This window comes from Oryzibacillus soli (assembly GCF_051594765.1).
Classification (GTDB): Bacteria; Bacillota; Bacilli; order Paenibacillales; family NBRC-103111; genus Paenibacillus_AR.
This window is the reverse complement of record NZ_JBPPGJ010000007.1, coordinates 223,747-237,660: the sequence shown is the minus strand read 5'-3', so window position 1 is coordinate 237,660 and position 13,914 is coordinate 223,747. Positions and strand designations below refer to the sequence as shown.

General features: G+C 57.3%; 14 protein-coding genes and 1 other annotated feature. All 14 genes read right to left on the bottom strand.

From position 1 onward, the window contains the following. Positions 1-73: 73 nt before the first annotated feature. The 14 genes from ileS to ACSEXW_RS11675 all read right to left on the bottom strand — a co-directional run bounded on the left by ileS (position 74) and on the right by ACSEXW_RS11675 (position 13,870). Positions 74-2,842 (bottom strand): isoleucine--tRNA ligase, encoded by a 2,769-nt coding sequence (ileS, locus tag ACSEXW_RS11740; protein ID WP_438446331.1) that lies wholly within the window; start codon positions 2,840-2,842, stop codon positions 74-76. 81 nt (positions 2,843-2,923) lie between these two features. After that, positions 2,924-3,168, bottom strand: a binding site (T-box leader). Positions 3,169-3,195: 27 nt separating this feature from the next. Next, a complete protein-coding gene (locus tag ACSEXW_RS11735; protein WP_438446330.1) occupies positions 3,196-3,696 on the bottom strand; it encodes a DivIVA domain-containing protein in 501 nt (166 codons plus the stop codon). An 80-nt stretch (positions 3,697-3,776) separates the two neighbouring features. After that, positions 3,777-4,553: a YlmH family RNA-binding protein gene (locus tag ACSEXW_RS11730; RefSeq protein WP_438446329.1), complete on the bottom strand. Its 777-nt coding sequence runs from the start codon at positions 4,551-4,553 to the stop codon at positions 3,777-3,779. A 15-nt stretch (positions 4,554-4,568) separates the two neighbouring features. Next, the gene (locus ACSEXW_RS11725) at positions 4,569-4,847 is read right to left on the bottom strand and encodes a YggT family protein (protein WP_438446328.1); all 279 of its coding nucleotides are present in this window, start codon (positions 4,845-4,847) and stop codon (positions 4,569-4,571) included. An 18-nt stretch (positions 4,848-4,865) separates the two neighbouring features. After that, complete coding sequence (locus ACSEXW_RS11720; protein ID WP_438446327.1) at positions 4,866-5,297, bottom strand: cell division protein SepF; 432 nt, start codon at positions 5,295-5,297, stop codon at positions 4,866-4,868. Positions 5,298-5,335: 38 nt separating this feature from the next. Beyond that, on the bottom strand, positions 5,336-6,016 hold the full coding sequence (locus ACSEXW_RS11715; RefSeq protein WP_438446326.1) for a YggS family pyridoxal phosphate-dependent enzyme: 681 nt from the start codon (positions 6,014-6,016) through the stop codon (positions 5,336-5,338). A 95-nt stretch (positions 6,017-6,111) separates the two neighbouring features. After that, positions 6,112-6,960 (bottom strand): peptidoglycan editing factor PgeF, encoded by an 849-nt coding sequence (pgeF, locus tag ACSEXW_RS11710; protein WP_438446325.1) that lies wholly within the window; start codon positions 6,958-6,960, stop codon positions 6,112-6,114. Positions 6,961-7,062: 102 nt separating this feature from the next. After that, complete coding sequence (locus ACSEXW_RS11705; RefSeq protein ID WP_438446324.1) at positions 7,063-7,386, bottom strand: YlmC/YmxH family sporulation protein; 324 nt, start codon at positions 7,384-7,386, stop codon at positions 7,063-7,065. 148 nt (positions 7,387-7,534) lie between these two features. Further along, on the bottom strand, positions 7,535-8,317 hold the full coding sequence (gene sigG / locus ACSEXW_RS11700) for an RNA polymerase sporulation sigma factor SigG (protein WP_438446323.1): 783 nt from the start codon (positions 8,315-8,317) through the stop codon (positions 7,535-7,537). A 156-nt stretch (positions 8,318-8,473) separates the two neighbouring features. Continuing rightward, entirely contained in the window at positions 8,474-9,196 is a 723-nt protein-coding gene (gene sigE, locus ACSEXW_RS11695; protein ID WP_438446322.1) for an RNA polymerase sporulation sigma factor SigE, read from the bottom strand. Between the two features lie 51 nt (positions 9,197-9,247). Continuing rightward, the gene (spoIIGA, locus tag ACSEXW_RS11690; protein ID WP_438446321.1) at positions 9,248-10,159 is read right to left on the bottom strand and encodes a sigma-E processing peptidase SpoIIGA; all 912 of its coding nucleotides are present in this window, start codon (positions 10,157-10,159) and stop codon (positions 9,248-9,250) included. A gap of 189 nt (positions 10,160-10,348) precedes the next feature. Further along, positions 10,349-11,464, bottom strand: a complete 1,116-nt coding sequence (gene ftsZ, locus ACSEXW_RS11685; RefSeq protein WP_438446320.1) for a cell division protein FtsZ — start codon at positions 11,462-11,464, stop codon at positions 10,349-10,351. Between the two features lie 66 nt (positions 11,465-11,530). Then, positions 11,531-12,769, bottom strand: a complete 1,239-nt coding sequence (gene ftsA / locus ACSEXW_RS11680; protein ID WP_438446319.1) for a cell division protein FtsA — start codon at positions 12,767-12,769, stop codon at positions 11,531-11,533. 252 nt (positions 12,770-13,021) lie between these two features. Beyond that, entirely contained in the window at positions 13,022-13,870 is an 849-nt protein-coding gene (locus tag ACSEXW_RS11675; protein ID WP_438446318.1) for a cell division protein FtsQ/DivIB, read from the bottom strand. Positions 13,871-13,914: the final 44 nt, after the last annotated feature.

Sequence of the window (13,914 nt, the reverse complement as noted above, 5' to 3'; positions counted from 1 at the left end):
CACATGCCGGGAAAACCCGTGGCGGACTCCTCTCGTCCGCGGGGTTCTCCCGGTCTCTTCGTTGTGCGGATTGTTATTCTGCGGCGGCCGCCGGTCCGACGACACTGCTGCAGCGGCAGCAGAGAGATGGATGCTCCTCCACCGTACCGACCTCCGGAGTGACGATCCAGCAGCGCTCGCACTTCTCGCCGTCCGCCGGAACGACCAGCACCTTCAAGCCTCGCAGCTCCATAGCTTCTGCCGGTGCAGGCTGACCCGATACAAGCTCTGCCTGGGATACGATCAAGAGCTGATCCAGCTCCGGCGTTCCCTCCAAGATCTTCGCGGCTTCCGCCTCCGGATAGAGAAGAACCTTAGCTCCCAGGGAGTTGCCGATGACCTTTTTGTTCCGCGCGTCCTCCAGAGCTTTGAACACCTCGTCGCGGAGCTCGATCCGCTTCTCCCACAGCTCCTCGAACGCTTCATCGAACAAGGAGGTGTCTGCTTCCGGCATCTCGGACAGCTGAACCGACAGCTCGCTTGCTCCCGGGATCAGCTTCCAGATCTCATCCGCTGTATGCGGCAGCACGGGAGTGATCAGCTTCGTGATCGCCAGCAAGGAATCGTACAATACCGTTTGGGCGGCTTTGCGCTTCGCCTCCTCCGGTGCGCTGGCATAGAGGCGGTCCTTGGCGATATCCAGGTAGAAGGCGCTCATCTCCACGGCGCAGAAGTGGTGAACGGCCTGATATACATAGTGGAACTCGTATTTTTCGTAGGCGGAGCGCACCTTGTCGATCATCCGGTGCATCCGGATCATGGTGTAACGGTCCAGCTCGTTCATCGCGCTGAAGGCCACCCGGTCCGTAGAGGGATTGAAGCCCGTCAGGTTGCCCAGCAGGAAGCGCAGGGTGTTGCGGATCTTCCGGTACACCTCGGAGGTCTGGTTCAGGATGTTGTCCGAGATGCGCTGGTCGGCCTGATAGTCGGTGGAAGCCACCCACAGGCGCAGAATATCCGCACCCAGCTTCTCGCAGACCTTGTTCGGATCGATGGTGTTGCCGAGCGACTTGGACATCTTGCGTCCTTCGCCGTCCAGTGTGAAGCCGTGGCTTAGAATGCCCTTGTACGGCGCTTGGCCCTTGACGGCCGTGCCTGTGATCAGGGAGGAGTTGTACCAGCCCCGGTATTGGTCCGAGCCCTCCAGGTACAGGTCCGCCGGCCATTGGAGCTCGGGACGCTGCTCGAGCACCGCCGCATGGCTGGAACCGGAATCGAACCAGACATCCATGATGTCCTTCTCCTTGCGGAAATCTCCATGACCGCACTTCGGACAGACGGAGCCGGCCGGCAGGAGGTCCTTCTCATCCTTGATGAACCAGGCGTTAGACCCTTCCTTGGCAAAAATAGTCGCGACTTGGTCAATCGTCGCCTCGTTCACATGCGGGTGGTTGCAGGCGCGGCAGTAGAAGATCGGAATCGGCACACCCCAGGCGCGCTGCCGGGAGATACACCAGTCTCCCCGGTCTGCGATCATGTTGTGCAGCCGGATCTCGCCCCATACCGGAGTCCAGTTGATCTTCTTGATCTCGTCCAGCATCTCCTGGCGGAATTTATCCACGGAGGCGAACCACTGCTCGGTGGCCCGGTACATGACCGGCTTCTTCGTCCGCCAGTCGTGGGGATATTGGTGCGTAATGGTCCCCTTCTTCAGCAGATGGCCGGACTGCTCCAGCATCTCCAGGATCGGGCCGTTCGCTTTCTCGTAATAGACGCCTTCGAAGCCCGGCGCTTCGGAGGTGAACTTGCCTTGGTCGTCCACCGGGGACAGCACGCCCAACCCATACCGTTGGCCGATGGCGAAGTCGTCCTCCCCGTGTCCGGGAGCGGTATGAACGCAGCCGGTGCCCGCTTCCAGCGTCACGTGCTCGCCGGTCATGACCAGGGAATCCCGGTCATAGAACGGATGGCGGCACACCACATGCTCCAGATCGGAGCCCTTGAACTTCTCGGCCACCTTGAACTCGCTCCAGCCGATTTCCTTGGAGGCAGCAGCCAGCAGGCCCTCGGCCAATACGAACTTGCGCCCGTCGGCTTCGACCAGGACATAATCGAAGTCCGGATGCAGGCTGATGCCCAGGTTGGCCGGCAGCGTCCACGGCGTGGTCGTCCAGATGACGATGGCCGCATCTTCCGGCAGCTTGCCCTTGCCGTCCTTCACCTGGAAGGCGACATAGATGGACGGGGAGGTCTTCTCCTGATACTCGATCTCTGCTTCCGCCAAGGCACTCTCCGAGGACGGAGACCAATAGACCGGCTTCAAGCCCTTATAGATATACCCTTTGCGCACCATCTCACCGAACACGCGGATCTGGGCCGCCTCATACTCCGGCTGGAGCGTGATGTACGGGTTGCTCCAGTCGCCGCGGACCGCGAGACGCTTGAACTGAGTTCTCTGGCGGTCGACCCATTCCAGAGCGTACGCTTTGCAGTATTCGCGGAATTCCGGCACGCCCATTTGCTTCCGGTCCACCTTGCCGCTGTTGGTGATGGCCTGCTCGATCGGAAGTCCGTGTGTGTCCCATCCGGGCACATACGGAGCATCGAAGCCGGTCATGGACTTGTAGCGGACGATGATGTCCTTCAGAATCTTGTTCAGCGCGTGGCCGATGTGAATGTCACCGTTAGCATACGGAGGGCCGTCATGCAGAATGAACTTGGGCTTGCCTTTGTTCTTCGCCTGCACCTTGCCATAGATGTCGATCTCTTCCCACCAGGCTTGAACCTTGGGCTCTGCCTGAGGCAGGTTGCCCCGCATGGGGAAGTCCGTCTGGGGTAAATTGAGCGTTTTGCCGTAATCCATGTTATCCTCGCACTCCTCTTCTTCGGTTGGCCCTTGATCTGCACGGGCTTCTTCTTGAAAACAGCAAAAACCTCCCGTCCCCTAAGGGACGAGAGGTTCAATCTTCTCGCGGTACCACCCTCATAAAGCACACGATCCCGATGGGCCATGCGTCTTCACTCGAACGATCGGTAACGGGATCAGCCGATGCTCCATACTGGCGGCGAACCGCGTTCAGGAGATACTCCTGGAGGATATTCCGCCGGGTCCGGACGTTAGGCTTCCACCACTCCCTAACTCGCTGAGTCCGAAGGGACCGTCGTACTTGTTCCAGTCATCGTTGTTGCAGTATGAGATAGTGTATTATACCAATTCTAGAGAGCAGAGTCAATGGACTTGCGCTCTTGCTCGCTGCGTCCCTCCAGCGTGTCCCAGCTATCGGACTTCAGAAGCTCAAGCTGAGCTTCAAGAAGCGTCCGGAAGCGGGTCCGGTAGATGGAAGCCTGCTTCTTCAGCTCCTCAATCTCCAGCGCAATCTTGCCGGACTTCACCAGCGACTCGTTGATGATCCGGTCCGCATTCTTCTCGGCCTCGCGGATAATCAATTGAGCTTCCTTCTTCGAATTGCCCTTCACTTCATCGGCTGCTTCTTGGGCGACGATGATGGTCTTGGACAGCGTCTCTTCAATATTAGTGAAGTGGTCCAGACGCTCCTGAAGGGACTGGATCTGATTATGAAGATCCTTGTTCTCCCGGATCAGCGCCTCGTAATCCTTAATGACCTGGTCCAGAAATTCGTTGACTTCATCCTCGTTATACCCGCGCATGGAACGCCGGAATTCCTTGTTATGTATGTCGAGCGGCGTTAATGGCATTGCTGCACCTCCACAATGAGTTCCTGATATCCCCATCTATTCGACAAAAGGTCCGGAATTCCTTCCGGAAGCCTCGAATTCTACACATATTTGCCTATTCGGACCCTCATCCGTCCCTTTTTGGTCATTCCTTCGACCTCCAGTACCTTGAACCGGCCGAAACCTTGGAGAGACACGACATCCCCGTCCTTCAGAGGAGCGCTGGGGTCCTCCTCCACCTTCCAGTTCAACCGGCACCGGCCCGCCTTGATGGGAACCAGCACCTTCGCCCGGGAGAGCCTCCAGACATCGCTGACGATTCCGTCCATCCGCAGCGAAGCCACGGACAGCGTCATCTCCTCCAGCTTCAATGAGGAGAGGATCAGCTTGTCCGGGGGCAGAAGCTCAGTGCTCACACTGACGCGGTGGACCTGGTTCAGATTCATGGTGAAATAATCGGCGATTTCCGCCGCCACCAGGATGTGGCAGCCGCCGCTGTGGATGTGCACATCACCGACCTTATCCCGCTTGATGCCGAGCCCCAGGATGGCGCCCAGGAAATCTCCGTGCTCCAGCTCCGCCAGCTTCCCGTCGGGCGAGGTGACGGAGAGCACCCGGATGCCGATGTCCTCCTCCTCGGGATCCCGATAGTCGGGGGTGATCACGGCCCGTTTCCGCTCCGCGTCCGGATGACCTCCGTCCAGCCGCAACCGGACCTCCGCCCGGTTGGCCAGGGTGGTGATGATGTGGCACTGCCGGGGATCCAGGAAATCCGTCCGCTTCATGCTGTGGTCCTCCGCGCGGCGGATCCAATCCCAGGCCTTGTCCACAAATGCTTTTTCGTCGTCTTGGAAGTGGGAGTAAAATTCCTTGTCCATGAGAAAAGCCCTCCGTTAAAAACCGAAAGGCTTAAGGATCAAATTCAATACCCACTTCACGCCTTCGGCCACAAAGGTAAGCGCAATCAGGGCCACGATAGGAGAGATGTCGAGCATGCCGCCGATCGGAGGAATGAGCTTGCGGAACGGATAGAGATACGGCTCGACCAGCTTGCCGAGCAGCTCTCCGACGAAGCTCTCCCTGACATTAGGCAGCCAGGACATAAAGACATACGCAATAATCATGAAGTAGTAAATAGTCTGAATGTAGTCAATAATTCCGTCGATCAACATCTTCACCTCGGTTGGTTGTTATTCCTCCGACACCGTAAAATCGCTGATTCCGCCTTGGATATCCACCGTGTCGGGGGTGCATAGGAATATGTTCGGTCCGACCCGGGAGATCGTTCCATTTAAAGCATATACCGTTCCGCTCAAGAAGTCCACTATGCGGAGGCCTTGGTCCGGACGCGCCTTGTGCAGGTTAACTACGACGGACCGGCGGGAGCGCAGATGGTCCGCAATCTCCTGAATCTCCTGAGTCTCATCGTATTGGCGCGGCTCGCAGATGATGACCTTCATATTCTTCTGGGAATGGATGCTTACGATATTCCCCTTATTCTTACGGATATCCGCCGGTCCGGTTTCAACTTCTTCCGCCGGCTCTAATACTCGCTCGCGCTCGATGACCTCTTCCTCTTCTTGAAGCCCGATGAAATTCATAATGCGGTTCATGACACCCATAATTATGATGCCTCCTTTTTCCGGTTTTCATGTCAGCCTTAGCCGCTGACGAGAACGGTTCCCAGTCGTATGTACGTCGCTCCTTCTTCAATCGCAGTCTCAAAATCCCCGGACATGCCCATGGACAAGTCCTTGATCTCATAAGGCAGGAGCCCCTTCGCATTGATCCCGTCACGGAGTTCCCGGAGCTTCCGGAAGACGGGCCGTGCCGCTTCGCTGTCGGCGTCGTAAGGCGCCATCGTCATAAGTCCCGCCATCCGAAGATGGGGGAACTCTCCCATCCGGCCGACGAACTCCTCCAGCTCCTCGGGCTCCATCCCGTGCTTGGATTCCTCTCCCGATACGTTGACCTGCAGGAATACGTTCACGGACAGCTCTCTTGCCGCTGCCTTCTTCTCCAGCTCCTCGGCTAAGGCAAGCCTGTCCACCGAGTGGATGTAATCGAACTTGCCGATGACATCCTTCACCTTGTTCGTCTGAAGACTTCCGATAAAATGCCAAACCGCCCTGTCTCCGATGGCCTCCCACTTGGGCTTCACATCCTGCCACCGGTTCTCGCCGATATGTGTAAGTCCCGCCGCCAGCGCTTCCTCCGCCACCTCCAAGGTGGTGTATTTCGTTACGGCGATAATCGTGATGTCTTCCGGCTTCCGTCCAGACCGCCGGCAAGCCGCTTCGATCCGGGCGCGGATTCCTTCCAATCTGCTCTCCAGCGTCAAACCCGTTCACCTCTCCTGGAATAACGATGCCCTTCTGTCCATCCGGGACAGCGTTATCGAAGCTTCGAGTCCGGCCGAGCCGAACCGCGAACTTCTTACGTCACCGTCGGCTCCTGTTTCCAACCGATCCAAGCCGCCATTCTCCCGGTCCGCCCGTTCTCGGCACGGTGGGAAAAGAAGGATGAAAGGCTGCAGCCGGTGCACAACGTAGTCATTTCGATACGATTAGGCAAAATTCCTGCTTCTATCATAATTTGTCGGTTGATTTCTTTCAAGTTGAGCCTATATTTGCCCGCTTCCGCCGCCGGGCTGAAGTAGGGCTCTCCCTCCTTGCCGGCTTCCGTCCGGACCCGATCGATGATCCGGTCATCCACCTCGTAGCAGCAGGGGCCGACAGAGGGTCCGATGGCGGCATACAGATCCTTCGGGTCGGTGCCGAACCGGTCCGTCATGGCACGGACCGTCCCCTCCGCCACCCGGAGCACCGTCCCTTTCCAGCCTGCATGGGCCAAGCCCGCCGCTCGCTTCACCGGATCCACGAAGTAAAGCGGAACGCAATCCGCGAACAATCCGGCCATCACAATCCCTTGATCCGCCGTGATGAAGGCATCCTTGGCCTGGAACGCATCCTCCCGGGAGAGGGTTCCCCGGCCGCTCTGTGTTCGATCCACCACTTGAACCTCACAGCCGTGCACCTGCTCGCCGTACGTCCAGCGGTCCAGCGGAATTCCGACCTCCTCCGCTAGCAGCCGGCGGTTCTCCACCACCGCTGCAGGATCGTCATCCACGTGAAGCCCCAGATTCAGCGTATGATACGGGGCACGACTCACCCCTCCATTGCGGCCCGTGAAGCCCGCCGTCAGTCCCTGGAAGGCGTTCATCCATGCATCCAGCACATATAATTCGGGCGCTCCGTCCCGTTGTTTGCGAATGAAAGGCTCCATCAGCCGCTGCCTCCTCTGATATCGTATGGAAAATATTCTTCATCATAGCACAAAAAGCGGCAAATCGTGCGGGACAGCGGAACAAAAAAATACCGGAACCCTTCACCGGTCCCGGTAATCATTGCGGGCATACTCCCGTTCACGCACGCGGTCACGGTCCCGCTCGCCTTCGTTCTCCTCCCGGTAAGCCCGGGTATCGTCCAGCTTCACCAGCACCACGTCCATCCCGATCTTCACGATGTTCCGCCAGGGAATGACCACATCGGTTCCTCCCCCCCAGAACCCGAAGATCCTTCCTCCGGCCGGAACGACGATGGACTCGATGCGCCCCTGACGCAAATCCAGCTCCAGATCGCTGATCTGTCCCAGCTTTTTGCCGTCGACGATATTGATGACATCCTTGGATTGAAAATCCGAAATCTTCATCGCCGTACATCACCACGATTCCTTCAGGATGGGTCAGGCCGCAGCACGGCCATGTATTACTACCCATTATATGAATCAGGCGCCCAAAATGTCCCTTGCCGCAAAAAAAGAACCCGGGGCCGCCGCCCGGGTTCCGATATGGGGAAACTTATGATTTCACATGCTTCTGCATCTGGGAAATCGCCGATTTCTCCAGACGGGAGACCTGGGCTTGGGAAATGCCGATTTCGTCCGCCACTTCCATCTGCGTCTTGCCCTCGAAGAACCGCATGGAGAGGATCATCTTCTCCCGGTCATTCAGCTTCCGCATGCCCTCCCGGAGGGCAATGCCCTCGATCCAGGATACGTCCTTGTTCTTGTCGTCGCTGATCTGGTCCATCACGTAGATCGGGTCCCCGCCGTCGTGGTAGATGGGCTCGAACAGGGATACGGGGTCCTGAATGGCGTCCAGCGCGAAGACCACGTCCTCCTTAGGCACATTGAGCGCCTCCGAGATTTCGAAGATGGTGGGCTCCCGTGAATTTTTATTCGTCAGACTGTCGCGAACCTGCAGGGCTTTGTAGGCGATGTCGCGCAGCGAACGGGAGACCCGGATGGGGTTGTTGTCCCGCAAGTACCTTCTGATTTCCCCGATGATCATCGGTACGGCGTAGGTGGAAAACTTCACGTTCTGGCCGAGGTCAAAATTATCAATGGCCTTCATCAAGCCAATGCAGCCCACCTGGAACAAATCGTCGACGAACTCGCCTCTGTTGTTAAAGCGCTGGATGACGGACAGCACCAGGCGAAGATTGCCGTTTACCAGCTTTTCTCTGGCGGAACGGTCGTTTTTTTCCTGCAGCTGGACGAACAGCTCGCGCATTTCCGCATTGGTCAGAACGGGCAGCTTGGCCGTATCGACGCCGCAAATCTCGACTTTGTTTCGGGTCACCGTGATTACCTCCCAAGGAGCAACATTACTGTACATTATCTCCTCCGGTGGCTTTTTTATGCGTTGGCCGGTTGGCTGCAGATGATCCCACCGCGGGCTGACACGGTCTGTGTCCATAAAAAACAGCGCCCTTCCGGATGGAATGGGCGCTTCTGTTTAAACCATCTTATTGAATTCCTTGCGGAGACGCTTGATGATCCGCTTCTCCAGACGGGAGATGTAGCTCTGCGAGATACCCAGCATATCCGCCACGTCCTTCTGGGTCTTCTCCTCTCCGTCCGTCAGCCCGAAGCGGAGCTCCATAATGACCCGCTCCCGTTCCGTAAGCTTGTCGAGCGCCTTGTGCAGCAGCTTCCGGTCCACCTGCTCCTCGATATTGCGGTAGATCGTGTCATTTTCCGTTCCCAGCACATCCGACAGAAGGAGCTCGTTGCCGTCCCAATCGATGTTCAGAGGCTCGTCGAAGGAAACCTCGGTCCGGATCTTGCTATTGCGACGCAGATACATGAGAATCTCGTTCTCGATGCAGCGGGATGCATAGGTGGCCAGCTTGATTTTTTTCTCGGGATCGAAGGTGTTCACCGCTTTGATCAGGCCGATGGCACCGATCGAAACCAGGTCCTCGATGTTGATGCCCGTATTCTCGAATTTGCGGGCGATGTAGACGACCAACCGGAGATTGCGCTCGATGAGCATGGCCCGGATCGCGGAGTCGCCGGACGAGAGCTTCGACAGCAGGAATTCCTCTTCCTCCCTCGTGAGAGGAGGCGGAAGGGCCTCGCTGCCTCCGATATAGTAGATCTCGTCGCTTTTGAGCCGCAGCAACATGAGGAGCTTGTAGTAATAGATTTGCAGCGTCAGCCGCCATTTTACGAGCATGCCAGGTACCTCCCGAAAGCTGTTCGTGTTTCTCGTGGTCAGACCTACTATTTAGTCCTGCAGGAGCATAGGATGGATTATGGCATGATACGAACCGTCCGACGATAAGGTCCCTCCGTCAAAGCCGATCAGCACCTTGCCCGTCTCCCATTCCTTATCCGGAAGCTTCACCCGGACAGCATCCGGCTTGATCGCCAGCATAAATTGCGTGCCCCGGTTGACGCCCCGGTAGGGTACGATACGGAGCCGGTCCTGCCAGATGAAATCCTCGCCGCCCATAGCCGACACGATCTGATCCGCATCCGAGGTCTGGATCTTCTTCAGCCATCGCTCGGGCAGCACTTCCTTCCACAAGGCCGCCTCCATGATCATGACGGGCGTCTTGGTGAGCGGGTCATACAGCTGATTGCCCGTATCCACCAGCCCCGTGCAGCTGACTCCGGTCTCGCCGACCCGAACCTGGACCTCCGCCATATGCGCTGCGATGGCTTCTTTTTGCTTGGAGCCGTGGAACACTTGAAAGTAGAACCAGATCATAAACAAGAACGCTCCGAAAATAAGGCCGTAGCCAATGGTCCAGCTGAAGATCCCGGTCCACAGCTCCGAGGCCAATTGACCGGACGGCAGGAAATAATAATAGATCCCGAAGATTCCGCCGGCCACTGCGAAGGCGATGAGATAGAAGGCCGCCAGATTCCGTAGGAAGGCTTGGACCCGGCCGAAGCCGAATGCAATCAGCATCATGAGAATGGATACCAACAGCTTGGCGGCGAAGCTGAACAGCCCTGCCCACTCGGGCACCAGCAGCGCCATCACATACAAGGAGCCGAGAGCCGCTGCCGAGGCGATCCGCCACGGCCGGACCTTCAGCTTTCTCGTCCAGGCGGTAGCCAGGAGCAGAGCCCCGTCCACCAGAAAGTTGACCAGAAACATCAAGTCCGCGTAGATCATCGCTTGCCGCACGTCCCCCCGTTCTTCTCGATAATGTGGATGCCGGGCCGTCAAGGTTGGACGCATGAACTCAGTATACGCCCCGAAACCTCTATTGTCTGTCTAAACGTGTTGCCTGTCAGCCAGTTTTTTTGTCGAACAGACAAACAGAAAAGCTCCGCCGCGGATGCACCGCTGGCGGAGCTTTGTGTAGGCTGGAGCTTAGTTTCTCGGACGGTTGCGCAGGAAGGTCGGGATATCCAATTGATCTCCCGCCGGCTGGGTGCCGAAGGGACGGATGCCCGAGGTCCGGTTATCCGCAGGCTCTTGATGCTGCTGCTGCGGTTGTGCGGACGGTCTGCGCTGCGGGATGGAGCTTCCGGCCTTGTGTTCGAAGCCGGTGGCGATAACGGTAACCTTGATCTCTTCCTTCAGGTTCTCGTCGATGATAGCACCGAAGATGACGTTCACTTCCGGGTCGGATGCCGCGATGACAATCTCCGCCGCTTCGTTGACCTCGTACAGGCTCATGTTGATGCCGCCCGTAATGTTCATGATGACGCCGCGGGCACCCTCGATGGAGGTCTCCAACAGCGGGCTCTGGATTGCCTTGCGTGCCGCGTCTGCGGCACGGTTCTCGCCGGTGCCGGTTCCGATCCCCATCAGAGCGGAGCCGCGCTCGGACATGATGGTCTTCACGTCGGCGAAGTCCAGGTTGATGAGACCCGGTACCATGATCAAGTCGGATATGCCCTGCACACCTTGGAGAAGCACGTTGTCCGCCACGCGGAACGCCTCCACCATCGGCGTCTTCTTATCGATGATCTCGAGCAGCCGGTCATTCGGAATGACGATCAGCGTGTCTACCTTTTCCTTCAGTGCGGCGATCCCCTGCTCCGCCTGCATGGCGCGCTTGCGCCCTTCGAAGGTGAACGGGCGGGTTACGACGCCTACGGTCAGCGCGCCGCATTCCTTGGCGATCTCCGCGATGACCGGAGCCGCTCCGGTACCGGTGCCGCCGCCCATACCGGCGGTGACGAACACCAGGTCCGAGCCCTTCAGCTGCTGGATCAGCATCTCCCGGGATTCCTCGGCCGCCTTCTTGCCCACATCCGGATTCGCACCTGCGCCCAAGCCCCGGGTCAGCTTCTCCCCGATCTTCAGCTTCGTCTCGGATTTGGCAAGGTTCAACGCCTGCGCATCGGTATTCACCGTAATAAATTCAACGCCCTGGATACCGGATTCAATCATCCGGTTGACCGCATTGCTTCCGCCGCCGCCCACGCCGATAACCTTGATCGTGGCAAGCTGGTCGTGGTCGATATCAAATTCCAACATGCGTATATGTCCCCCTCACTAGGTCCTTGTGTTCCGTATTGCTCTGCCGGCAGCAGCCGTACAAGATTAGATCAATTCGCTCAACCAGTTCTTGATCTTCTCGAAGAAGCCGGTTTTCTCGGAGGTGGCCGCCACCGCCTTGGAGGCGGACTTGCGGTAATTGCCGGATGGTCGAATCTTAACGGTCTTGGCTGCATAATTGATGATTCCTACACCGCTCGTATAGGAAGGATCCCTTACGCCGATGAATTCGGGGGAAGCGATGCGAACGGAGGTGTCCAGCTCCCGTTTGGCAACGGCCAGCACGCCCGGCATATTCACGCTGCCTCCCGTTAGGACATACCCGCCTGCCGCATTGCCGAAGCCCATGCGGTGAACCTCACTGCGGATCAGATGGAAGATCTCTTCCACGCGGGGCTCGATGATGCTGGCCAGATCCACTTGGGAGAACTCCTTGTCCACATTGCTGCCGATCCGGGGTACCTTGAACACTTGTTCCGGCGCGGCATCCTCGATGGAGGCGCAGCCGAACTTCAGCTTCATCTTCTCAGCATGCTCGGTCTGGGTATGAAGTCCGATGGAGATATCGTTGGTGACGAAATCGCCGCCGATCGGAATGGTGGAGGTGGCAGCCAGATTCCCCTCCTCGAAGACGGCGATGGTTGTGGCTCCCGCTCCGATATCCACCAGAACGGTGCCGATAGACTTCTCGTCCTTGGACAATGTCAATTGGCCAGCGGCCAATGACATGAGCGTCAATCCCGTAATATGCAGACCGGCCTTGTCCACCACGCGTTTCAAGTTATGTATGGCCGTCTTGGTCCCCGTGATGATGGTGGCTTCGACTTCGAGCCGGACGCCGATCATCCCGCGCGGATCCTGGATGCCTTCGAGGCCGTCAACCAAAAACTGCTTCGGCACCACGCCGATAATTTCTCTCTCGGGGGGCAGCGCGATCACTCGCGCGGCTTGGAGCACACGGTCGATGTCTTCATCTCCGATTTCGCGATCCTCATTGGATACGGCTACAACTCCGTGGCTGGATTGAAGTGCAATATGGCTTCCGGAAATACCGACGAACACGTCTGAAATCTGAATGCCTACCATACGCTCCGCATGGTCAACCGCCTGTCGGATGGATTGGACAGTCTGGTCGATATCCACGATGGCTCCTTTGCGAATGCCTTCGGATTCTGCGGATCCCACTCCAACTATATTAATGGCGCCGTTGGTCACTTCGCCAATAATAACTCGCACTTTGGATGTACCGATGTCCAGACTCACAATGACGTCATTGCTGCTCAACCGGTGGCACCTCCTGTTTCGTAATCATGATTGCGGCCTTTCGGATGAAATACCTTGAACACCTCTGTAAGTATTCAACAGAAGCGCGTTATTCCCTCTTTTTTCTACATTTTTTTTGCTTGGCAAATATTCCCGGTGGGAGAAGGTTCTCTATGAAACTCCATAATTATAATTTTAACATTATTTCCAAACGATTAGTAGTCCTTTTTACGAGATTATATGGAAACTCCCGTAACTTATCCCGTGGAGACTTCAGCCGTTGGCCGGCTTATTCGTGTTTCGGGGCTGCCCTGCCGGCTGGTCCTTCACCGGAGCCTTCGTAGGCTGGGTCTTCGGCTCCTGAGACTTGTCCGACTCGAACGGCGCGTGGCGGATCTGCTCCAGCATGGTGATCACTCCCGTAGTCTTGCCTCGTTCCATCAGCTCTGCGGTCATATAGCCCAAATATTCCACATTCCCGGGCAAATATTCGATGGTCGTATACACCTCGTACCTGGAACGGGTATAGAGCTTAATCTTGTCCGGATAGGCTACGGACGGCTCCGGCTTGATCTCCGAGATGTCGGACAGCAGGTGCGCCGGCACTTGGGCCAACGCGGCGCAGAGCGCTTTTTTCATCGGATCGTCAGCATTCCAGTTGGACAGGATGGGCATGTCCAGTGGCACATGGGCGGCTTGTCCGGCTACGGGCAGCGCGCTGCCGTCCGCCAGAAGCACTTCCTTCGTGCCGTCCGCCGCCAGCTGGAAGGCCACCCTCCGGTATTCCTTGACCTGAATCTTCACCATTCCCGGGAAGCTCTTGCTGATCTCGACGCTCTCCAGGAACGGATGGAGCTTCACCTTGTCACGGGCCCTGTGGGTGCTTGTGGTGAAGAAATGGTCACCCGGCTCCACACCGGAGGCAGCGATGATCTCCTCCGCCGGCACGAGCTCATTGCCTTCGACCCGAATCTCGCTGATCTTGCTGATGGACGATTGGAAGAACAGAATAATGAAGACCGTTATAAAAAAAACGATCACGAGGCCCAGAAGCTTGCCTCCTCCCCTCTTCGGCTTCGAAGGAGAAGGCTTAATGGCGGGCACAGTGGTTTCAACGGACAAGCCTAACACCTCATCTTCCCGGCAGTCCGGGTGGGTTGTGAATC